The 21,576-nt window shown below is 53.0% G+C and carries 18 protein-coding genes and 1 pseudogene; 6 read left to right on the top strand and 13 right to left on the bottom strand.

Going from position 1 to position 21,576, the window contains the following annotated elements; genetic code table 11:
* Window position 1 precedes the first annotated feature (1 nt).
* The 11 genes and pseudogenes from mraY to leuO form a co-directional block, all read right to left on the bottom strand.
* Window positions 2–1,084 carry a phospho-N-acetylmuramoyl-pentapeptide-transferase gene (gene mraY, locus FDX11_RS21435; RefSeq protein ID WP_016151694.1) on the bottom strand — a complete coding sequence of 361 codons (1,083 nt, stop codon included), beginning with the start codon at window positions 1,082–1,084 and terminating at the stop codon, window positions 2–4.
* Window positions 1,078–2,436, bottom strand: coding sequence for a UDP-N-acetylmuramoyl-tripeptide--D-alanyl-D-alanine ligase (murF, locus tag FDX11_RS21430; protein ID WP_137398507.1), 1,359 nt, complete (start codon window positions 2,434–2,436; stop codon window positions 1,078–1,080). The genes mraY and murF overlap by 7 nt, the downstream gene beginning before the upstream one ends.
* On the bottom strand, window positions 2,433–3,920 hold the full coding sequence (gene murE / locus FDX11_RS21425; RefSeq protein ID WP_042312337.1) for a UDP-N-acetylmuramoyl-L-alanyl-D-glutamate--2,6-diaminopimelate ligase: 1,488 nt from the start codon (window positions 3,918–3,920) through the stop codon (window positions 2,433–2,435). Before murE ends, murF begins: the two co-directional genes overlap by 4 nt.
* The gene (ftsI, locus tag FDX11_RS21420) at window positions 3,907–5,673 is read right to left on the bottom strand and encodes a peptidoglycan glycosyltransferase FtsI (RefSeq protein ID WP_042312340.1); all 1,767 of its coding nucleotides are present in this window, start codon (window positions 5,671–5,673) and stop codon (window positions 3,907–3,909) included. The genes murE and ftsI overlap by 14 nt, the downstream gene beginning before the upstream one ends.
* A gap of 15 nt (window positions 5,674–5,688) precedes the next feature.
* On the bottom strand, window positions 5,689–6,054 hold the full coding sequence (gene ftsL / locus FDX11_RS21415; protein ID WP_006686695.1) for a cell division protein FtsL: 366 nt from the start codon (window positions 6,052–6,054) through the stop codon (window positions 5,689–5,691).
* On the bottom strand, window positions 6,051–6,992 hold the full coding sequence (gene rsmH, locus FDX11_RS21410; protein ID WP_042312345.1) for a 16S rRNA (cytosine(1402)-N(4))-methyltransferase RsmH: 942 nt from the start codon (window positions 6,990–6,992) through the stop codon (window positions 6,051–6,053). Before rsmH ends, ftsL begins: the two co-directional genes overlap by 4 nt.
* Window position 6,993: 1 nt before the next feature.
* The gene (gene mraZ / locus FDX11_RS21405; protein WP_038637194.1) at window positions 6,994–7,452 is read right to left on the bottom strand and encodes a division/cell wall cluster transcriptional repressor MraZ; all 459 of its coding nucleotides are present in this window, start codon (window positions 7,450–7,452) and stop codon (window positions 6,994–6,996) included.
* 613 nt (window positions 7,453–8,065) lie between these two features.
* Window positions 8,066–9,070, bottom strand: coding sequence for a catabolite repressor/activator (gene cra / locus FDX11_RS21400; protein WP_032940373.1), 1,005 nt, complete (start codon window positions 9,068–9,070; stop codon window positions 8,066–8,068).
* Window positions 9,071–9,334: 264 nt separating this feature from the next.
* Window positions 9,335–9,826: an acetolactate synthase small subunit gene (gene ilvN / locus FDX11_RS21395; protein WP_003829566.1), complete on the bottom strand. Its 492-nt coding sequence runs from the start codon at window positions 9,824–9,826 to the stop codon at window positions 9,335–9,337.
* Window positions 9,827–9,828: 2 nt separating this feature from the next.
* A complete protein-coding gene (gene ilvI / locus FDX11_RS21390) occupies window positions 9,829–11,553 on the bottom strand; it encodes an acetolactate synthase 3 large subunit (protein WP_079225514.1) in 1,725 nt (574 codons plus the stop codon).
* A gap of 318 nt (window positions 11,554–11,871) precedes the next feature.
* Window positions 11,872–12,819 (bottom strand): annotated as a pseudogene (gene leuO, locus FDX11_RS21385) (transcriptional regulator LeuO).
* 654 nt (window positions 12,820–13,473) lie between these two features.
* On the opposite strand from leuO, the gene leuL reads away from it, so the two are divergent.
* The 5 genes from leuL (at window position 13,474) to leuD (ending at window position 18,331) form a co-directional block, all read left to right on the top strand.
* Window positions 13,474–13,560 (top strand): leu operon leader peptide, encoded by an 87-nt coding sequence (leuL, locus tag FDX11_RS21380; RefSeq protein WP_048998978.1) that lies wholly within the window; start codon window positions 13,474–13,476, stop codon window positions 13,558–13,560.
* Window positions 13,561–13,649: 89 nt separating this feature from the next.
* Window positions 13,650–15,221 (top strand): 2-isopropylmalate synthase, encoded by a 1,572-nt coding sequence (gene leuA / locus FDX11_RS21375; RefSeq protein WP_061382934.1) that lies wholly within the window; start codon window positions 13,650–13,652, stop codon window positions 15,219–15,221.
* Window positions 15,221–16,312: a 3-isopropylmalate dehydrogenase gene (gene leuB / locus FDX11_RS21370; RefSeq protein WP_137398506.1), complete on the top strand. Its 1,092-nt coding sequence runs from the start codon at window positions 15,221–15,223 to the stop codon at window positions 16,310–16,312. Before leuA ends, leuB begins: the two co-directional genes overlap by 1 nt.
* A gap of 2 nt (window positions 16,313–16,314) precedes the next feature.
* The gene (gene leuC / locus FDX11_RS21365; protein ID WP_042312356.1) at window positions 16,315–17,715 is read left to right on the top strand and encodes a 3-isopropylmalate dehydratase large subunit; all 1,401 of its coding nucleotides are present in this window, start codon (window positions 16,315–16,317) and stop codon (window positions 17,713–17,715) included.
* A 10-nt stretch (window positions 17,716–17,725) separates the two neighbouring features.
* A complete protein-coding gene (gene leuD, locus FDX11_RS21360; protein ID WP_042312359.1) occupies window positions 17,726–18,331 on the top strand; it encodes a 3-isopropylmalate dehydratase small subunit in 606 nt (201 codons plus the stop codon).
* 40 nt (window positions 18,332–18,371) lie between these two features.
* Here leuD and FDX11_RS21355 read toward each other — a convergent pair whose 3' ends face one another.
* Together FDX11_RS21355 and sgrT are read right to left on the bottom strand one after the other, a co-directional pair.
* Window positions 18,372–19,550, bottom strand: a complete 1,179-nt coding sequence (locus FDX11_RS21355; protein ID WP_042312361.1) for a sugar efflux transporter — start codon at window positions 19,548–19,550, stop codon at window positions 18,372–18,374.
* A gap of 115 nt (window positions 19,551–19,665) precedes the next feature.
* Window positions 19,666–19,788 carry a glucose uptake inhibitor SgrT gene (gene sgrT, locus FDX11_RS21350; RefSeq protein ID WP_016151681.1) on the bottom strand — a complete coding sequence of 41 codons (123 nt, stop codon included), beginning with the start codon at window positions 19,786–19,788 and terminating at the stop codon, window positions 19,666–19,668.
* Window positions 19,789–19,887: 99 nt separating this feature from the next.
* Between sgrT and sgrR the strand changes: the two genes are divergently transcribed.
* Window positions 19,888–21,543, top strand: a complete 1,656-nt coding sequence (sgrR, locus tag FDX11_RS21345) for an HTH-type transcriptional regulator SgrR (RefSeq protein ID WP_137398505.1) — start codon at window positions 19,888–19,890, stop codon at window positions 21,541–21,543.
* The last annotated feature ends 33 nt before the right edge of the window (window positions 21,544–21,576 follow it).

The raw sequence follows: 21,576 nt of genomic DNA, 5'->3' as shown, positions 1-21,576 counted from the left end.
ATTAACGTACCTTCAGCGTTGCCAGGCCAATCAGCACCAGCATCAGCGAAATAATCCAGAAGCGCACAATCACGCGCGGTTCCGGCCAGCCTTTCAGTTCATAGTGATGGTGGATCGGCGCCATACGGAAGATGCGCTGTCCGCGCAACTTAAAGGAACCGACCTGCAGAATGACCGACAGCGTTTCTACGACAAATACGCCGCCCATGATCACCAGCAGGAACTCCTGACGCAGCAGCACAGCAATAATGCCCAGTGCACCGCCCAGCGCCAGCGATCCGACGTCGCCCATGAAGACCTGCGCCGGATAGGTGTTAAACCACAGGAAGCCTAACCCTGCACCGACAATCGCCGTACAGACGATCACCAGTTCACCGGCATGGCGTAAATACGGAATGTGCAGATAGTTGGCAAAGTTCATGTTACCGGTCGCCCATGCCACCAGCGCAAAACCCGCAGCCACGAACACGGTCGGCATAATCGCCAGACCATCCAGACCATCGGTGAGGTTGACCGCGTTACCAGTACCCACAATCACAAAGTACGCCAGCAGGACGTAGAACAGTCCCAGTTGCGGCATCACGTCTTTGAAGAACGGCACGACCAGTTCTGTCGCCGGGGTATCTTTGCCCGCGAGGTACAGCGCAAAGGCTACGCCCAGAGCAATCACCGACATCCAGAAATATTTCCAGCGCGCAATCAGGCCTTTGGTGTCTTTGCGTACCACTTTGCGGTAGTCATCGACAAAACCGATGATGCCGTAACCGACCAATACCACCAGCACGCACCAAACGTACGGGTTCGACGGGTATGCCCACAGCAGCACGGAGATAACAATCGCGGTGAGGATCATAATCCCGCCCATGGTCGGCGTACCGCGTTTACTGAAGTGTGATTCCGGACCGTCGTTACGTACGACCTGTCCAAAGGACATTTTTTGCAGGCGGGCGATCATGCGCGGGCCCATCCACAAAGAGATGAACAGCGCGGTCAGCAGGCTGACGATGGCGCGAAACGTCAGATAAGAAAAGACGTTAAAGCCGGAATAATATTTGACCAAATGTTCGGCCAGCCAAACTAACATGTCCCATTCTCCTGTAATGCGCGTACTACCTCTTCCATGGCGGCACTACGTGAACCCTTCACTAAAATCGTCATGATCTGATGTTCTGCAATCAGCGCCTTGAGATGCGCGACCAGCGCGGTTTTATCCGCAAAATGCTCGCCCACGCCGCTGGCGTCGCTAATTGCCTGACTCAGTTTCCCTGTACTCAGTACACGGTCGATGCCCGCGGTTTTCGCAGCAACACCTACCTGTACGTGACATGCTTCGCTTTCCGCGCCAAGCTCTGCCATATCGCCCACCACCAGCACGCGGTAGCCCGGCATTTCGGACAGCACCTGTACCGCTGCGGTCATCGAACCAACGTTAGCGTTGTAGGAGTCGTCCAACAGCAGCTGATTTTCTGCGAGTTGAATCGGGAACAGACGCCCCGGTACCGCTTGCAGATCCTTCAGGCCCGCTTTGATCGCCTCAGGCGTCGCGCCTACCGCCATAGAGAGCGCAGCCGCCGCCAGGGCGTTGGCTATGTTGTGACGACCCGGCAGCGGCAGCAGAACATCAATGCTTCCGGTTGGCGTTTGCAATGAAAACTCCGTGCCGTGTGAGGTCACGTGAACGTTGGTCGCCGAAAAGTCGCTGTTGGCCGCATTCGGGGAGAAGCGCCAGACTTTGCGATCGCCAATGATGCTCTGCCAGTTCAGCCAGTCGTTGTTATCAGCATTCATGATGGCGATACCATTCGCCGACAGACCGCTAAAGATCTCACCTTTAGCCTTCGCAACGCCCGCCAGAGAGCCGAAACCTTCCAGATGCGCGGCGGCAAGATTGTTCACCAGCGCCGCTTCCGGGCGCGTCAGGCCAACGGTCCAGGCGATTTCGCCCTGATGATTGGCGCCGAGCTCAATCACGGCATAGTCGTAATCATTGTTTAAGCGCAACAGCGTCATCGGTACACCGATGTCGTTGTTCAGGTTGCCTGCGGTATATAACGTTTTGCCGCACTGGCTGAGAATCGCGGCGGTCATCTCTTTAACAGACGTTTTGCCGGATGAGCCGGTCAGGGCGACAACGCGCGCCGGAACCTGGGCGCGAACCCACGCGGCCAGTTCACCGAACGCCAGACGGGTGTCGTTGACAATAACCTGCGGTAAATCAATATTGAGCGGACGGCTGACTAACAGCGCGCCTGCTCCCCCGTCTTTCGCCTTATCGGCAAAATCGTGGGCATCAAAACGTTCGCCTTTCAGCGCCACAAACAGGCAGCCCGGCGTCACTTGACGCGTATCGGTTGTCACTGCATCGAGGGTCAGATCGGCCCCTTTTAGTTCGCCACGGAGGATTTCCGCCAGCTGGCTGAGCGTTACGCTAATCATGCGATCACCCCCAGCAGGCGCGCAGCCGTGACACGGTCAGAATAGTCAAGGCGCTGTGAGCCAACGATCTGGTAGTCTTCGTGACCTTTACCAGCCACCAGCACCACGTCGTTTTCTTTCGCCTGCATGATGGCGTTAGTCACTGCTTCTGCGCGACCTTCCATCACCCTCGCCTGTCCGGCATCCAGCATCCCCGCCAGAATGTCGTTGATGATGGCACGAGGTTCTTCGGTACGTGGGTTGTCATCGGTCACCACGACGACATCAGCAAATTGTTCGGCAATCGCACCCATCAGCGGACGTTTGCCTTTATCGCGATCGCCACCGCAGCCAAAGACGCACCACAGTTTGCCAGTACAGTGCAGACGCGCCGCCTGCAACGCTTTTTCCAGCGCATCCGGCGTATGGGCATAATCAACGACAACAGTGGTTTTACCCGGCGCGCTGAACACTTCCATGCGCCCGCAAACCGGCTGTAATTGCGCCGCCGTTTTCAGTAAATCGGCTAACGGATAACCCAGCGCCAGCAGCGTTGCCAGCGCCAGCAGCAGATTGCTGACGTTAAACGCCCCCATCAGGCGACTTTCTATTTCGCCCTCACCCCATGAAGAGGTAAAGCGAATCGTTGCCCCACTGTCGTGATACTTCACCTCAACCGCTTTTAACCAGCGACCGTGACAGTTCGGGTTGATGTGGTCTTCCATCGAAACGGCAACCGCATCCGGAAGTTTCGCCAGCCAGCGACGGCCAACCTCATCATCCGCATTGACGATGGCCTGACCGCAATGGTGCGTGGAATACAGCAGCCACTTCGCCGCTTCGTAATGTTCCATGTCACCGTGGTAGTCGAGGTGGTCACGGCTTAAGTTAGTAAATACCGATGCGGCAAACTTCAGCGCCGCAACGCGATGCTGAACCAGACCGTGGGAAGAAACTTCCATCGCGCCAACCGTTGCGCCCTGCGCAACCAGCCCCGCCAGCACATGCTGGACATCAACGGCTGAACCGGTGGTATTTTCCGTCGGGATCACTTTGCCCAACAGGCCATTGCCAACGGTTCCCATAACCGCGCTGGTTTCACCCAGCAGTTGGCTCCACTGCGCCAGCAATTGGGTCGTAGTAGTTTTACCGTTGGTCCCGGTCACGCCGACCAGACGCATTTTTTCAGAAGGCTCGTGGTAAAAACGGCCCGCCAGTGCAGATAAACGTTCGTTAAGCTGGCTGAGATAGATAACCGGAACGCCGTGCATTTCACGGATTTCACCGTCAGTCGCTTCATCTTTTGCTTCTGCAATAATGGCAGCCACACCTTGCGCTATCGCCTGCGGGATATACCGACGCCCGTCCGCCTGATGACCCAATACTGCTACAAAGAGATCGCCCGATGCAGCCACACGGCTGTCGAGCGTCATCTCCCGCAGTGCTCGCTCCGGTGCACCCGGCACCCATGGAGCAAGAAGGTCGCGCAAATTACGATCTGCCACCTGTTGCCTCGCCTTGATTATTCACAAATTCACTTTTATCGCTCGTTGCCAGCGCATCCGGCTCGATGTTCATGGTGCGCAATACGCCGCCCATGATGGCACCGAAGACCGGCGCGGAAACGGCGCCACCGTAGTATTTACCCGCCTGCGGATCGTTGATAACAACAACCAGCGCGAAGCGCGGCTGACTCGCAGGCGCAACGCCTGCGGTATAAGCAATGTATTTGTTGATGTAGCGACCATCCGGCCCTACTTTTTTCGCCGTACCGGTTTTGATAGCGATGCGATAGCCTTTAATCGCCGCCTTCACGCCGCCGCCACCGGGCAGCGCCACGCTTTCCATCATGTGCACCACGGTACGAACGGTCGCTTCCGGGAAAATACGTTCGCCCGGTACAGGAGGGTCAACTTTGGTAATCGACAGCGGGCGATAAACGCCATAGCTGCCGATCGTTGCGTAGACTCGCGCTAACTGTAACGGGGTTACCATTAGCCCATAGCCGAAAGAGAAGGTGGCCCTCTCTATGTCAGACCACCGTTGTTTTTGAGGATATAAGCCACTGCGTTCTCCGACCAACCCCAAATTGGTCGCTTTTCCCAGCCCAAAACGTGAGTAAGTATCTACTAACGCTGAGGACGGCATCGCTAACGCCAGCTTAGAAACACCGACGTTACTCGACTTCTGCAAAACCCCGGTAAGGGTCAATTCGCTATAACGCGCCACGTCTTTGATTTCGTGGCCATTAATTCGGTAAGGAATCGTATTAAGTACGGTATTTTCGCGTACCACTCCACGCTGCAGCGCCGTCATTACCACCATTGGTTTGACGGTAGAACCCGGTTCAAACACGTCGGTAATGGTACGGTTACGCATGACATCTTTTTGCGTACCGGAGAGATTATTGGGGTTGTAGGACGGGCTGTTGGCCATCGCCAGCACTTCACCGGTGTTGACATCCACCAGCACGGCGCTGCCGGATTCCGCTTTGTTGAACGCGACGGCATTATTCAGTTCACGGTAGACCAGCGCCTGTAAACGCTCATCAATACTCAGCGCGAGGTTATGCGCCGCCTGGCTGTCAGTAGAGGAAATATCTTCAATTACGCGGCCATAGCGGTCTTTACGCACGATACGTTCGCCCGGCTGTCCGGTGAGCCACTTATCGAAGCTCTTCTCAACGCCTTCAATCCCCTGGCTGTCAACGTTAGTAAAGCCAATGAGGTGAGCGGTCACTTCTCCGGAAGGATAGTAACGACGGGATTCTTCACGCAGGTGAATACCCGGCAGCTTGAGTTTTTTGATGTAGTCGGCCATGTCAGGGTTAACCTGACGCGCCAGATAGATAAAGCGTCCTTTCGGGTTGGCGTTAATGCGGGAAGCCAGCTGGTCGAGCGGGAGATTCAGCGCAGTCGACAGCGCTCTCCAGCGTTCACCAACGCTCACGCCGCCTGCGTCATGCACCTCTTTCGGGTCGGCCCAAATCGCTTTCACCGGAACGCTCACCGCCAGCGGACGACCGGAACGGTCGGTAATCATCCCACGCGATGTGGAGACTTCCTGTACGCGCAGGGAACGCATGTCGCCCTGACGCACCAGCATATCCGGCGCGATGATTTGCAGCCAGGCAACGCGCCCCAGCAGGAAACCCAATGCCAGCAAAATACAGCCGCACAGTAACGCAAAACGCCAACTGACAAAGTTGGCTTGTTCTTCCTGGCGTTTTGGTTTGTGCGTTTTTGCCGCTGCTTTCATGCGTCGCGTTTATCCTTATTTTTGTACTACGATATTTTCTTGTGAGGGATCAACATGCTGCATTTGCAGCTTTTCCGTTGCGATCCGTTCAACACGGCTATGGTCGCCGAGCGCGTTCTCCTCAAGGATCAAGTTGCGCCATTCGATATCCAACGCATCTCGCTCCAGAACCAGTTGCTCACGCTGCGCGGTCAGTAACCGCGTATGGTGTGCTGTTGTCACGACGGTAACCGCCGTTAAAATAATGCAAATGAACAGGCAGAGTGGCAGCTTCCCATACCGCAAAAGATCGTCACCGATCACGCCAGGCAAGGCATGGCGCTCGTTGCTTCCTATCGATCCTTTAACTTTGCTGAGGGCTTCTGTCACTCTGCTGATCATGCGTTCGTCCTCTCTGCAATACGCAGAACTGAACTACGGGCACGAGGATTCTCAGCTACCTCTTCTTCACCCGGCATCATCTTGCCTAGTGCTCTTAACTCACGGCCGCCCAGCTTTTTGATCTGCGCTTCCGTCATCGGTATTCCAGCCGGAACCTGAGGACCACGGCTTTGTTCGCGCATAAAGCGTTTCACAATGCGGTCTTCAAGCGAATGGAAACTGATAATCGAAAGGCGACCACCTGGTGCCAGCACGCTGAGCGAGCTTTTTAGCGCCTGCTCTATCTCCTCCAGTTCACTGTTCACCCAGATGCGCACCGCCTGGAAGGTACGGGTCGCGGGATGTTTGAATTTGTCTTTCACCGGCATTGCCGCCGCAATCACTTCCGCCAGCTCTTTGGTGCGGGTCATCGGTTCGATGCGATTGCGCTCTACGATGGCGCGAGCAATACGTTTACCAAAGCGCTCCTCGCCAAAGGTTTTAATCACCCAGGCAATATCCGCTTCATCGGCGGTTTGCAGCCATTCGGCCGCGGACTGACCGCGTGTTGGATCCATACGCATATCCAACGGACCATCACGCATAAACGAAAAACCGCGCTCCGCGTCATCAAGCTGCGGTGAAGACACGCCAAGATCGAGAAGAATCCCGTCGATCTTACCGGTAAGCCCACGCTCGGCGACATAGTCAGCCAGTGCAGAGAAAGGTCCATGGACGATGGAGAAACGGGGATCGGTAATCGTCTGTGCAACGGCAATAGCCTGCGGATCGCGATCGATAGCCAGTAAACGTCCCTCTTCGCCAAGCTGGGAGAGGATCAGACGTGAATGACCACCGCGACCAAATGTCCCGTCAATGTAGATGCCGTCTGGACGAATATTCAGGCCGTTGACGGCCTCATCCAGCAACACCGTTGTATGTTTATAATTTTCCATCATTTTATAGAGACAAATCCTGCAATCGTTCCGACAGCGCGCCGGTAACAGACTGCTCAGCGTCGATATCTTCCTTGACCTGTTGATACCAGGTCGTTTCATCCCACAGCTCAAACTTATTGAACTGCCCAACCAGCATCACTTCTTTCGTTAGCCCCGCATGTTGTCGCAGAATGGGCGCTATCAATAATCGGCCAGCGCTATCCATCTGACATTCGCTGGCATGCCCCAACAACAGGCGCTGTACGCGACGCTCAACTGGATTCATGCTCGACAGACGCGATAACTTCTGCTCGATAATTTCCCATTCAGGCAGGGGGTACAGCAGCAGGCACGGGTGATGGATGTCAATGGTGCAAACCATTTGACCGGTAGCGCACTCGAGCAGTTGATCCCGATAACGGGTGGGCACCGATAAGCGCCCTTTACTGTCGAGATTAACTAACGTTGCTCCCCGGAACATGCCAGTCTCACCCCCGATTACCACTTTATCCCACAAAATCCCACTTAAAGGAGTTTACGGAGCGGAGGAAAACCTTGTCAAGCAAGTCACGGCGCTAAGCGGAGCAAAAAACACATTGTTTACGGCTAATATCAGCGTTGAACAAATTCCGTACAGCAAACGAAGCAAATTAACGTCATGAATATTTGTAAGAAAAAAATCCAACAACTCATGATTGTTTAAAACAACTGAATATCATCCAAAGAAAATATAAAGTGTCAGTTTGCGACGCGAGCGGCATTTTAGGACAATATGCAGCGAGATAACAGTACCAGTTAATCAGTCTGTATGCCGTGCAGGAGCGAGGTCAGCGTGAGGTTGTCGCCATAGGGCAGCAAAGTGTTTGTTAATTCGGCAAATCCCTACAAGCATGTAACAAAATAATACAACCGTAACGCATCTTTACGCTTCAATAACCCAAAAATGGCGAGTTGCATTTTTAATTCGGCATATTTCAAGAATCAATTTCAGATAATTCTAAAGAATATTCTTAATTATAATGAGGTTATTTCTGAGAATAGAATATTTGATGACGTCAGAGGCTTATGCCGTTGACGTCATCAAATGAGGCAACTTAGTTACGGCTCAGAATACCGCGACGGTACAGATTACGCCGTATACGCGTTAATCCAGGTTTTGGTTTACGCGGCTCATCCAGACTTGCCAGCACAATCTCCAGCACGCGTTCCGCTACATCACGATGGCGTTGCGCCACCGCAAGAACCGGACACTGCAGGAAGTCGAGCAGTTCGTGATCGCCAAAAGTCGCTATCGCCAAATCAGACGGCAACTGCCCATCGCGACGCAGGGTCACATCCATCACCCCCTGCAACAGAGCAAACGACGTGGTAAACAGCGCCTGAGGCATTGGATGCGTTTCCAGCCATTTATCAAACAGCTGCGCTGCCGCTTCGCGTTCATAGCTGTTGGCGTAGAGGAAATGCACCTCACGCGGATCATCTTTCCACGCGGTACGGAAGCCCTGCTCACGCAGGAAGCTGACAGATAATTCAGGGAGCGCGCCCAGATAAAGTACGGTTTCTGCAGGGAATTTACGTAACTCCTGCGCCAGCATTTCCGCATCATCCTGGTCCGCGCCCACGACGCTGGTGAAATGTTCGCGATCCAGCGCACGGTCCAGCGCCACAATAGGGAATGAACTGTTTGCCCAGCGCTGATAGAACGGATGTTCTGGCGGCAAGGAAGTCGACACAATGATGGCATCAACCTGGCGCTGTAAAAGATGCTCAATACAGCGCATTTCGTTATCTGGCTGATCTTCAGAGCAGGCAATCAACAGTTGATACCCGCGCTGACGCGCCTGGCGCTCCAGATAGTTTGCGATCCGGGTATAGCTTGTGTTTTCAAGATCCGGGATCACCAGCCCGATAGAACGTGTGCGTCCAGCACGCAGCCCGGCCGCCACGGCATTCGGGTGGTAATTATGCTCACGCACCACCGCCATGACTTTTTCAACCGTTTTGTCGCTTACGCGATATTGCTTTGCTTTGCCATTAATAACGTAGCTTGCAGTCGTTCGCGAAACGCCGGCCAACCGAGCGATTTCATCCAGTTTCACAATTGCCCCTTGCGTAAAATGTACAAACCATAACCTTTGTGATGGCATGGGTTAAGTTTCTTAACATCTAAGCGCAGAATAATGACTGCGGCAACCGCTTTTGTCTCTGGTTACTGCTGATTTCGCAAAAAAAAGCGCAACAGGAAGCATCAGCGAAAACGGGTACGTTACCTGTAGGCCGGATAAGGCATTTACACCGCCATCCGGCATGACCTCCACGAGGATACCTGATGACGCTGTGCTTGCCAGGCCTACAGTCGACTATTAGCGCATGATTTTATCGCCGCGAGAAAGCCCCACCACGCCGGAACGGGCTACCTCTACAATTTTGGCAACTTCCCGTAATGTTGCCAGGAACGCATCCAGCTTATCACTGGTGCCCGCCAACTGTACGGTGTAGATGGACGGCGTGACGTCGATGATTTGCCCGCGGAAAATCTCCGTGTTGCGTTTCACCTCTTCCCGACCATAGCCGCTGGCCTGAATTTTCACCAACATGATCTCGCGTTCAACATGGGCGCCCTGCCCCAGTTCGCTCACGCGCAGAACATCCACCAGTTTGTGTAGCTGCTTTTCGATCTGCTCCAGGACTTTCTCATCCCCTACCGTCTGAATCGTCATCCGCGACAAGGTTGGATCGTCAGTGGGGGCGACGGTCAGGCTTTCAATATTGTATCCACGCTGGGCGAAAAGGCCTATCACACGCGACAAGGCACCCGACTCGTTTTCCAGCAATACCGATAATATCCGGCGCATAATCAGGTCCTCTCCGTTTTGCTTAACCACATTTCATCCATACCGCCCCCACGAATCTGCATCGGGTAGACATGCTCGCTGCCATCAACGGTGACATCGACAAACACCAGACGACGATTGCGCACATGCTCCAGCGCTTCACTCAGTTTGCTTTCCAGTTCTTCTGGATGGTTAATTTGGATACCAATATGCCCATAAGCCTCGGCAAGGCGCACAAAATCGGGCAGCGACTGCATATAAGATTGTGAGTGACGTCCGGAGTAGATCATGTCCTGCCACTGCTTGACCATGCCGAGATAACGGTTGTTCAGGTTGAGCACCAGTACCGGCAACTCATATTGCAGCGCCGTAGACAGTTCCTGGATGTTCATCTGAATACTGCCATCCCCGGTAACACACACTACCGTTTCATCCGGCAGCGCCATTTTCACGCCTAACGCCGCAGGTAATCCAAATCCCATGGTGCCGAGGCCGCCTGAGTTAATCCAACGGCGTGGTTTATCGAATGGGTAGTAGAGTGCGGCAAACATCTGATGCTGGCCAACGTCAGAGGTGACATACGCATCCCCTTTCGTCAGACGCCAGATGGTTTCAATCACCGCCTGTGGCTTAATGCTTTCACTTTGCGTGTCATATTTCAGGCACTGACGGGCGCGCCAGTGTTCAATCTGTTGCCACCAGTCACGGTTATCATCCAGCGGCTGCTGAGATTTCTCCTGATCCAGCAGTTCGAGCATCTGATCAAGTACCAGACGAGCATCGCCGACAATCGGAATATCCGCAGTGACGGTTTTCGAAATAGAGGTCGGATCGATGTCGATATGCAGCACGGTCGCATTTGGGCAATATTTTGCCAGGTTATTGGTCGTTCGATCGTCAAAGCGCACGCCGACGGCGAAGATCACATCGGAATGATGCATGGTCATGTTTGCTTCGTAAGTTCCATGCATGCCCAGCATCCCAAGCGCCTGCCGATGTGTTGCCGGAAACGCGCCTAACCCCATCAGCGAGGAAACAACCGGCAGATTAAGTGCTTCAGCGATCTGGCCTAACTGCGCATGGCAGGCGGCATTAACGGCGCCACCACCCACGTACACAACCGGTTTTTTAGCCGCGACTAACGTCTGCAGAGCGCGTTTTATCTGCCCTTTATGTCCGGTCGTCGTCGGATTATACGAACGCATGCTCACCGACTCCGGCCAGCTATAAGGCAGTTTCTTAGCTGGATTCAGAATATCCTTCGGTAAGTCCACCACCACTGGCCCGGGACGACCGCTTGCCGCCAGCCAGAAGGCTTTTTTTAGCACCTGTGGGATGTCTTCCGTTTGTTTGACCAGGAAACTGTGCTTCACTACCGGGCGGGATATACCTACCATGTCGCACTCCTGGAAGGCATCGTAGCCAATCAGCGACGTTGCGACCTGTCCGGAGAGGATCACCAGCGGAATGGAATCCATGTAAGCCGTTGCGATTCCGGTAATCGCGTTGGTAGCGCCGGGTCCTGAAGTGACTAATACGACGCCCACCTCCCCCGTAGCGCGCGCAAGGCCATCAGCCATGTGTACCGCAGCCTGCTCATGGCGGACCAGCACATGATCAATACCACCGACCGTATGCAGCGCATCATAAATATCGAGGACGGCCCCCCCGGGATAACCGAATACCTGCTTTACACCCTGATCGATGAGCGATCGGACGACCATCTCGGCTCCAGACAACATCTCCATGGCTTGCCTCACTCTTATAATGAAAAACGGTTTAACAACACATTAACCGCTGACGATGACGCATGGCAATTGACTCCGCAGGGGTAGCCTCAGAGCAAATAAGAATAAAACGGAGGAAAGCGTCGATTTAATGGAGAATTAAACCAGGATAAGTAAATGATATGATAAATAATCGCTTAAAAAGGGGTACTTACAGCTATTACTCTATTTTTTTACACTTTTGGCTAAACCTGAAAAGTGGATTTCAGCATAAAATTTCATATACAAAGAAAAAAGCAGAACAAACAGGTTGCATTAACCGATTTGTTCTGCTGAATGCTATTGCTTACAGACGGAGACCAACAGCTCTTCCATCCATTGATGTCCTTTATCCCGGCCAGCAGCTTCATGCCAGGAAAGATAACATGTCCGACTATTCAATTTTAAAGGTAAAGGCAATATCTGAAGTTCTAACGAATCTGCGAACTCTTCTGCCAACCAACGTGGCGCAATCGAAACCAGATGCGTTTGCGATACAATATTAAGAACGCTAATTAATGCCATGCCCTGGTAAGCGACGCAAGATTGTTTATCCGGCGTGTCATACCACGGCTGACTGAAAGATGCGAAGCGGTCCAACGAAACCACCGCGTGCTGCTCATTATAAAGGTCGCTTTCCAATAATGGACCACTAATGCGCGGATGCTTTTTGCTCGCGACTAATACCATTTCATCATTGAATAACGGAATACTTGAGAATTCTGGACGGCGGAATTCTTCATAGCTAATAACAAACTCAGTTTCCTGGTAACGCAACTGATGCTCGGTATTTTGATTGAGTGAAGATTTAAATACGACATTAATGTTTGGCGCGACTTGTTCAACCCGATTATAAATCAATGATGTCAGGATATTATCTAATGGGCTGCATACGCAAAGATTGAATACACGTTCGCTGCTGGTTGGCTCAAAACCCGATCCAGGCAGCTCGTTTTGCACTAATTGCAATGCCTGACGAATGGAACCAAATAGCTGGAAAGCTCTTGCTGTCGGCTAGATCCCACGGCCGTAACGAACAAAAAGCTCATCATTAAACATGACCTTCAGGCGCGCTACCGCATTACTGACTGCTGGTTGCGACATTCCTAAGGTATGTGCTGCGCGGGTAATATTCTGTTCCTGCATCACCGCATCAAAAACAGTTAAAAGATTAAGGTCAACCATGCGAAGCTGCGGTTTTCCTGGCTCTAAAAGATTGGGTTTATCTATTATTTTTACTTCTGGCATAGTTAACTCCACTGTCACTCTAAACTCCCTTTTTCCAGACGGAGTGAAGAAATAACCTCCGTTAATATGATTTACCATGCATATAAAATGAGAAAAAGGAAAAACATTAAAATTAGGAAAACATAAAGGTACAAACCTAAATGAACAAAAGAGCAATGCGAGCGCAGTGTGGCAGAGGTCACTGCACGATGATTCATATGTTTAAATTTCAAAAACAATATAACCATAAGCACGGCGAATACACAATCATACATATTATGAATGTATATTTAAGTTTTAATTAAATGTTTATATTATTAATACATTAAAAGTTAACATTAATTTATCAATTATGAGCTTTTGCTCTCTTCCTATCTATTCAAAATTAGTATAAAAACAGGTAAATCATACAGATATAAAATCTCAAACAGGTCAACTACTTCAACCGATGGTTACAGTAAGTGCAAACAAATATGCTTAAATATGTCTAATCATGAAAAACATGTACAAGCATCAGCGGATTAATTTTATATACGGTAAAAAATTCAGCACAATTCGCTTAAGTTTTGCCTAAACTTTCCTCTGCTACAGGGGCATTTACAGAGGATGGGGTTGACATCGAAGTTCTTATCCAGTACCACTAAAAGCATATCGCATTCGCCTGGAGCTTAATTGATGACTTACATTGCTCGTTTCAACGGTCTACTACTACTAAACGCATCTTCGTTGCGCGGTAGACTGGTGGACGACATTCAGCATTAAGTCAGCTCCAGTTAAGACAGAAACCCGCGCCGTTGCGCGGGTTTTTTTATGCTCGAAGCAAGGCGCCCTAAAGACCAAGGACCTAAACCATGAGCCAGCAAGTCATTATTTTCGATACCACCTTACGCGACGGGGAACAGGCGTTACAGGCAAGCCTGAGTGTGAAAGAAAAACTGCAGATTGCGCTGGCCCTCGAGCGTATGGGCGTTGACGTGATGGAAGTGGGTTTCCCGGTTTCTTCACCCGGTGACTTTGAGTCGGTTCAAACCATTGCTCGTCAGGTTAAGAACAGCCGCGTTTGCGCCTTAGCGCGCTGCGTTGAAAAAGACATCGATGTTGCCGCTGAATCCCTGAAGGTCGCTGAAGCTTTCCGCATTCATACGTTTATCGCCACCTCGCCGATGCATATCGCAACAAAATTACGCAGCACGCTGGATGAGGTTATCGAGCGAGCTATCTATATGGTTAAGCGAGCGCGTAATTATACGGATGACGTGGAATTCTCCTGCGAAGACGCGGGTCGTACTCCTATCGCAGACCTGGCTCGCGTGGTAGAAGCCGCCATTAATGCGGGTGCCAAAACCATCAATATCCCCGATACCGTCGGTTACACCATGCCTTTCGAATTTGGCGCAATCATTTCCGGTCTGTATGAACGCGTACCGAATATCGATAAAGCCATCATCTCCGTGCACACCCATGATGATTTAGGTCTGGGCGTCGGCAACGCGCTGGCGGCCGTTCATGCCGGTGCGCGTCAGGTGGAAGGCGCAATGAATGGTATCGGCGAACGTGCTGGTAACTGCTCACTGGAAGAAGTGATTATGGCGATCAAAGTGCGCAAAGATATCCTGAACGTACAGACCCGCATTAATCACCAGGAGATCTGGCGTACCAGCCAGTTAGTCAGCCAAATCTGTAACATGCCCATTCCGGCAAACAAAGCGATTGTCGGTAGCGGTGCCTTTGCGCACTCCTCCGGCATCCATCAGGACGGCGTACTGAAAAATCGTGAAAACTACGAAATCATGACGCCTGAATCCATCGGCTTGAATCAGGTGCAGTTGAACCTGACCTCCCGTTCCGGACGCGCCGCGGTGAAACACCGTATGGACGAGATGGGCTATAAAGAAAATGAATACAATCTGGACAACCTGTATGACGCTTTCCTGAAACTGGCAGATAAAAAAGGTCAGGTATTCGATTACGACCTGGAAGCGCTGGCTTTTATTAACAAACAGCAGGAAGAACCAGAACACTTCCGTCTGGACTATTTCAGCGTGCAGTCTGGTTCTAATGATATTGCCACCGCCTCCGTCAAGTTGGCCTGTGGTGAAGACGTCAAAGCCGAAGCGGCGAACGGTAACGGCCCGGTCGATGCCATTTATCAGGCCATTAACCGCGTGACGGAATACAACATCGAACTGGTGAAATACAGCCTGACCGCCAAGGGGCACGGTAAAGATGCGCTGGGTCAGGTGGATATCGTCGCCAACTATAACGGTCGCCGCTTCCACGGCGTCGGTCTGGCAACAGATATCGTCGAGTCTTCCGCTAAAGCGATGGTGCATGTGCTGAACAATATCTGGCGCGCCGAGGAAGTCGAAAAAGAATTGCAACGCAAAGCTCAGAACAACGAGAACAACAAGGAAACCGTGTGATGTCGAAGAATTACCATATTGCTGTTTTGCCGGGTGATGGTATTGGCCCGGAAGTGATGGCGCAAGCCTTGAAAGTACTGGACGCAATTCGCCACCGTTTTAACCTGCGCATTACCACCAGCCACTACGATGTGGGTGGCGCCGCCATCGATAACCACGGTCATCCGCTGCCACCGGCAACAGTTGAAGGCTGTGAGCAAGCTGACGCCATTCTGTTTGGCTCCGTTGGCGGCCCGAAATGGGAAAACCTGCCGCCAAACCAGCAGCCTGAACGCGGTGCGCTGCTGCCATTGCGTAAGCATTTCAAATTATTCAGCAACCTGCGCCCGGCAAAGCTGTACCAGGGGCTGGAAGCGTTTTGCCCGCTGCGTGCCGATATCGCCGCTAACGGTTTCGACATCCTGTGCGTGCGAGAACTGACCGGTGGGATCTACTTCGGTCAGCCAAAAGGCCGCGAAGGCAGCGGCCAGCATGAAAAAGCCTTTGATACCGAGGTATATCACCGTTTTGAGATCGAACGTATTGCCCATATCGCGTTTGAGTCAGCTCGCCAGCGTCGCCGTAAAGTCACGTCGATTGATAAAGCTAACGTGCTGCAAACCTCTATTCTGTGGCGCGAAATCGTCAATGAAATTGCCAATGAATATCCGGACGTTGAACTGGCGCATATGTACATCGACAACGCGACAATGCAGTTGATCAAAGATCCTTCCCAGTTCGACGTACTGCTGTGCTCCAACCTGTTTGGCGACATTCTGTCTGACGAGTGCGCCATGATCACCGGTTCAATGGGGATGTTGCCATCCGCCAGCCTGAACGAGCAGGGTTTTGGTCTGTACGAGCCTGCTGGCGGCTCCGCCCCGGATATCGCCGGGAAAAACATTGCTAACCCTATCGCCCAGATCCTGTCGCTGGCGCTGCTGCTGCGCTACAGCCTGGATGCCAACGATGCGGCAACCGCAATTGAGAGCGCCATTAACCGCGCATTAGAAGAAGGCATTCGCACTGGTGATTTGGCCCGTGGCGCTGCCGCAGTCGGTACCGATGAAATGGGCGACATCATTGCCCGTTACGTCGCAGAAGGGGTGTAATCATGGCCAAAACGTTATACGAAAAATTATTTGATGCGCACGTTGTCTTTGAGGCGCAAAACGAAACCCCGCTGCTGTATATCGACCGCCATCTGGTGCATGAAGTCACCTCCCCACAGGCGTTTGATGGTCTGCGCGCGCATGGCCGTCAGGTGCGCCAGCCGGGTAAAACCTTCGCCACCATGGACCACAACGTCTCCACGCAGACCAAAGACATCAATGCCTCCGGCGAGATGGCACGTATCCAGATGCAGGAGCTGATTAAGAACTGCAACGAGTTTGGCGTTGAGCTGTATGATCTGAACCACCCGTACCAGGGTATCGTGCATGTGATGGGGCCTGAGCAAGGCGTGACCTTGCCGGGAATGACCATCGTCTGTGGCGATTCCCACACCGCCACCCACGGCGCGTTCGGCGCGCTGGCGTTCGGTATCGGCACGTCAGAAGTTGAACACGTGCTGGCAACGCAAACCCTGAAACAGGGCCGCGCCAAAACCATGAAGATTGAAGTCAACGGCAAAGCCGCGCCGGGCATCACGGCGAAAGATATCGTGCTGGCGATTATCGGTAAAACCGGCAGCGCGGGCGGTACCGGGCACGTGGTTGAATTTTGCGGCGAAGCCATCCGTGCGCTGAGCATGGAAGGCCGCATGACCCTGTGTAACATGGCCATTGAAATGGGGGCCAAAGCGGGTCTGGTCGCACCGGATGAAACGACCTTTAACTATGTGCAAGGTCGTTTACACGCACCGAAGGGCGAGGATTTTGCCCACGCGGTTGAGTACTGGAAAACGCTGCAAACCGACGACGGCGCAACGTTTGACACCGTCGTCACCCTGCAAGCAGAAGAGATCGCGCCGCAGGTAACCTGGGGAACGAATCCGGGTCAGGTGATCTCGGTGAACGATACTATTCCCGATCCGGCGTCATTTACTGATCCCGTTGAGCGCGCATCGGCAGAAAAAGCGCTGGCGTATATGGGGCTGAAACCGGGCATTCCGTTAACAGAAGTGGCTATCGATAAAGTGTTTATCGGTTCCTGCACCAACTCGCGCATTGAAGATTTACGCGCTGCGGCGGAAATCGCCAAAGGCCGCAAAGTCGCGCCGGGCGTACAGGCACTGGTGGTACCGGGTTCTGGTCCGGTGAAAGCACAGGCGGAAGCGGAAGGTCTGGACAAGATCTTTATCGAAGCAGGATTTGAATGGCGCTTACCGGGCTGTTCCATGTGTCTGGCCATGAATAATGACCGCCTGAACCCAGGCGAGCGCTGCGCATCCACCAGCAACCGTAACTTTGAAGGTCGTCAGGGCCGCGGTGGTCGTACGCACTTAGTCAGTCCGGCCATGGCTGCCGCTGCCGCCGTCACCGGACATTTTGCCGATATTCGCAGCATCAAATAAGGAAACTACCATGGCAGAGAAATTTACCCAGCATACCGGCCTGGTTGTCCCACTGGATGCCGCCAACGTTGATACCGACGCAATTATTCCTAAACAGTTTTTGCAGAAGGTTACGCGCACCGGTTTTGGCGCTCATCTGTTTAACGACTGGCGTTTCCTGGACGAAAAGGGGCAACAGCCTAATCCAGAGTTTGTGCTGAACTTTCCGGAATATAAAGGCGCGTCGATTCTGCTGGCGCGGGAAAACTTTGGCTGCGGCTCTTCACGCGAACATGCGCCGTGGGCACTGACCGATTACGGCTTTAAAGTGGTGATCGCGCCAAGCTTCGCCGACATCTTCTACGGCAACAGTTTCAACAACCAACTGCTGCCGGTGAAATTAAGCGACGAACAGGTCGATGAGCTGTTCAACCTGGTCAAAGCCAATCCGGGGATTACATTTGAAGTGGATCTGGTCGCGCAAGTAGTGAAAGCGGGCGATAAGTCCTACAGCTTTAAGATCGACGGCTTCCGTCGCCACTGCATGCTGAACGGTCTGGACAGCATCGGGCTGACGCTGCAGCACGAATCGGCCATCACCGAGTACGAAGACAAGCAGCCCGCGTTTATGCGCTAGTCATTGTTGTGCCGGATGCGCAGCGCATCCGGCAACATGATTAAACGTCCTTCACCCGCCCGGTCATCCACAGCGTGACCACCGAAATCGCCGCAATCACCCAGTAAACGGCAAAATGCCCGTAGCTTTGGGCAACCGCCCCCTGAATCACTCCCGCCAGAATCACGCCCGTTGAAATACTGTTGGTGAATAATGTGGTCGCAGAACCCGCGCGCCCCGGCATCAGATCCTGAAACCACAGCATTCCTATTCCGGCGATAATGCCGATAAACACCGCGTTAAACAGTTGCAGAACCAGCAGCGCCGTGCGGCTGTGAAAGAAGATCAAACCGAGATAAAACAGTACGCCCGCCGCTACGGCCGCAATCATCATGCGTCGCTTACCAAAGCGTTTCACATAGTAGCCCGCCAGAATCATCGCCGGAATTTCCAGCCCAGCCGCGGTGCCCATCAGGATCCCGGCCAGCTTGTCCGGTAAACCCAGTTCAAGGCTAATCCACAGCGGCATATCGATGATGTACATGGTGTTGCAGGTCCACATCAGCGTGGAGGCAATAAATAGCATGCGCACATTTTTGTCCTGCCAACCGCCAGCCTGTTCCAGCGGCACATCGACAGGTTGTTCCACCCGCGCCACAGACGGCAGTATCAGCGCGATCAGCACCAGGCTAATGGCAAAAATGCCTGCGGCAATGGAAAACATCGCCGTGAAGCCGTAATTCAGCGCCAGCATAAAGGCCAGCGGCGGCCCAATCACCCAGGCCAGCGAAAGCTGCGCACGCATCACCGAGCTAAACATCACCACTTCGCGCGCGGAACTATCGGCATATTCCCGCGCCAGCGCAAACAGCTGCGGCATGGCGGTATTCGCCAGCGAAGCCAGCAGCACACCGCAGGTGATCAGCGTGAGATAGTGGCGATTAAAGGCAAACAACAACGCGTTGCCGATTGCCATCAGACAACAGAACATGATCAGTTTGCGCCGATCGCCCTGACTGTCGGATCGTTTCGCCAGACCAAGGCTGACTCCGATCCCGGCAATGGCGTTGACGGTGTAAAACAGCCCGACCCAAAATGGCTGCGCCCCGACTTCACGGCTCAGAAACAGGCTCAGCGTGGGAGCCTGCAACGCCCCGGCCACGCCCATCATAAAAGCGACCAGCATAAATGCCGCGTAAACGCCGTTGAGGCGCCGTCCCATGGTCATAATCCAGAGCATATCTTTCCTTTTAAGCGCAGCTGAAACGAAAAAAGCCAGCAGATAATACCTGCTGGCGCGGCGATTAACACCAATACTCAGTCACACATGATGTCTGCAACTCGCAATTCGGAGGTCAGGCTGTCACCTCCCACTGCATCAGTTCTTCAAGCATCTTTAAGCGCTGCGGTGCGCTCAGGCAAGCCAACCAGGACGATTTTTCCGTCGCAGTAAAGTACTTCAACCAGAACTGACGCATAGATGACCCCTTCGTTGTCTCATCGCTTCATCGGAATCTATTATTGGCTTAATATAGGGATAATAAAATTGCTGAGTTTTCCGCAGGAGTTCCCCTTTTATGTCTTCTGGTCGTTTGCAACAACAGTTCATCCGTCTGTGGCAATGCTGTGACGGCAAAACGCAAGACACGACGCTGAACGAACTGGCGGAGCTGCTGAGCTGCTCGCGCCGTCATATGCGCACCCTGCTTAATACCATGCAGGATCGCGGCTGGTTAACGTGGGAAGCCGAAGTTGGGCGGGGTAAACGCTCGCGCCTGACATTCCTCTATACCGGGCTGGCGCTCCAGCAGCAGCGAGCAGAAGACCTGCTGGAACAGGATCGTATCGATCAACTGGTACAACTGGTCGGTGATAAAACGGCCGTCAGACAAATGCTGGTTTCCCACCTGGGACGCAGTTTTCGCCAGGGGCGGCACATCATGCGCGTCCTCTATTATCGTCCTATGCGCAATCTGCTCCCCGGCACGGCGTTACGCCGCTCCGAAACCCATATTGCCCGGCAAATCTTCAGTTCCTTAATTCTGGTAAATGAGGAAAATGGGGAACTGGAAGCCGACATCGCCCATCATTGGCAACAGATTTCGCCTTTACACTGGCGATTCTTCCTGCGCCCGGGGATCCATTTCCACCATGGCCGCGAGCTGGAAATGGAGGATGTCATTACCTCGCTACAGCGTATCAACACGCTGCCGTTGTACTCGCACATTACGCAAATCGTCTCCCCCACCGCCTGGACGCTGGATATCCATCTTGCCCAACCGGACCGCTGGCTTCCCTGGTTACTGGGGCAAGTCCCCGCCATGATCCTGCCGCGAGAATGGGAAACGCTAAGTAACTTCTCCAGCCAGCCGATTGGCACCGGCCCATATGCTGTAATGCGCAATACTAATAACCAACTGAAAATTCGCGCATTTGATGATTACTTCGGCTACCGGGCGCTGATCGATGAAGTTAACGTTTGGGTATTACCTGACATCGGCGAAGAGCCGGGCGGCGGCTTGACGCTAAAAGGTCCCACGGAAGATGAAAAAGCGATCGAAAGCCGCCTCGAAGAAGGCTGCTATTACCTGTTGTTTGATGCGCGAACCCATCGTGGCGCGAACCAGGAGGTTCGCGAGTGGGCAAGCCGCGTTCTTTCACCGACGAATTTAATCTGTCACGCCGACGAACAGTACCAACGACTGTGGTTTCCCGCCTATGGGTTACTCCCCCGCTGGCACCACGCCAAGCCCGGACATGGCGAAAAGCCGGCCGGGCTGGAAACGCTAACGCTCACTTACTATCGCGATCACATCGAACACCGAATTATCGCGCAGATCATGAAAACGCTGCTGGCGGAACATCAGGTACAGTTAAATATTCAGGAGATCGACTACGATCAGTGGCATGCAGGTGAAATAGTCAGTGATATCTGGCTTAACAGCGCCAACTTTACCCTCCCGCTGGACTTCTCGTTGTTCGCGCATCTCTGCGAAGTCCCGTTACTGCAAAACTGTATCTCGCGGGATTGGGAAAACGATGCGGCCCGTTGGCGAACCGGTGAAATGAGCCTGGCGGCATGGTGCCAACAGCTGCTCGCCACAAAGGCCATTGTGCCGTTGATCCATCACTGGCTGATCATTCAGGGCCAGCGCAGTATGCGCGGGCTACGCATGAATACCCTCGGCTGGTTTGATTTTAAATCGGCATGGTTTGCGCCGCCGGATCCTTAATTGCTGCTGAGCAACAAAATCATTACACTAACG

The sequence above is a fragment of the Citrobacter sp. wls714 genome (genome assembly GCF_005281025.1).
Taxonomy (GTDB): domain Bacteria; phylum Pseudomonadota; class Gammaproteobacteria; order Enterobacterales; family Enterobacteriaceae; genus Citrobacter; species Citrobacter werkmanii.
Note: the sequence above shows the minus strand (reverse complement) of the source record. Positions and strands in the feature narration are given on the sequence as shown.

What these genes read in the sequence shown, in the direction of transcription:
- mraY (WP_016151694.1), bottom strand. Translation starts at nt 1,084, where the DNA reads ATGTTAGTTTGGCTGGCCGAACATTTGGTCAAATATTATTCCGGCTTT.
- murF (WP_137398507.1), bottom strand. Translation starts at nt 2,436, where the DNA reads ATGATTAGCGTAACGCTCAGCCAGCTGGCGGAAATCCTCCGTGGCGAA.
- ftsI (WP_042312340.1), bottom strand. Translation starts at nt 5,673, where the DNA reads ATGAAAGCAGCGGCAAAAACGCACAAACCAAAACGCCAGGAAGAACAA.
- ftsL (WP_006686695.1), bottom strand. Translation starts at nt 6,054, where the DNA reads ATGATCAGCAGAGTGACAGAAGCCCTCAGCAAAGTTAAAGGATCGATA.
- rsmH (WP_042312345.1), bottom strand. Translation starts at nt 6,992, where the DNA reads ATGATGGAAAATTATAAACATACAACGGTGTTGCTGGATGAGGCCGTC.
- mraZ (WP_038637194.1), bottom strand. Translation starts at nt 7,452, where the DNA reads ATGTTCCGGGGAGCAACGTTAGTTAATCTCGACAGTAAAGGGCGCTTA.
- ilvN (WP_003829566.1), bottom strand. Translation starts at nt 9,826, where the DNA reads ATGCGCCGGATATTATCGGTATTGCTGGAAAACGAGTCGGGTGCCTTG.
- ilvI (WP_079225514.1), bottom strand. Translation starts at nt 11,553, where the DNA reads ATGGAGATGTTGTCTGGAGCCGAGATGGTCGTCCGATCGCTCATCGAT.
- leuL (WP_048998978.1), top strand. Translation starts at nt 13,474, where the DNA reads ATGACTTACATTGCTCGTTTCAACGGTCTACTACTACTAAACGCATCT.
- leuA (WP_061382934.1), top strand. Translation starts at nt 13,650, where the DNA reads ATGAGCCAGCAAGTCATTATTTTCGATACCACCTTACGCGACGGGGAA.
- leuB (WP_137398506.1), top strand. Translation starts at nt 15,221, where the DNA reads ATGTCGAAGAATTACCATATTGCTGTTTTGCCGGGTGATGGTATTGGC.
- leuC (WP_042312356.1), top strand. Translation starts at nt 16,315, where the DNA reads ATGGCCAAAACGTTATACGAAAAATTATTTGATGCGCACGTTGTCTTT.
- leuD (WP_042312359.1), top strand. Translation starts at nt 17,726, where the DNA reads ATGGCAGAGAAATTTACCCAGCATACCGGCCTGGTTGTCCCACTGGAT.
- FDX11_RS21355 (WP_042312361.1), bottom strand. Translation starts at nt 19,550, where the DNA reads ATGCTCTGGATTATGACCATGGGACGGCGCCTCAACGGCGTTTACGCG.
- sgrT (WP_016151681.1), bottom strand. Translation starts at nt 19,788, where the DNA reads ATGCGTCAGTTCTGGTTGAAGTACTTTACTGCGACGGAAAAATCGTCC.
- sgrR (WP_137398505.1), top strand. Translation starts at nt 19,888, where the DNA reads ATGTCTTCTGGTCGTTTGCAACAACAGTTCATCCGTCTGTGGCAATGC.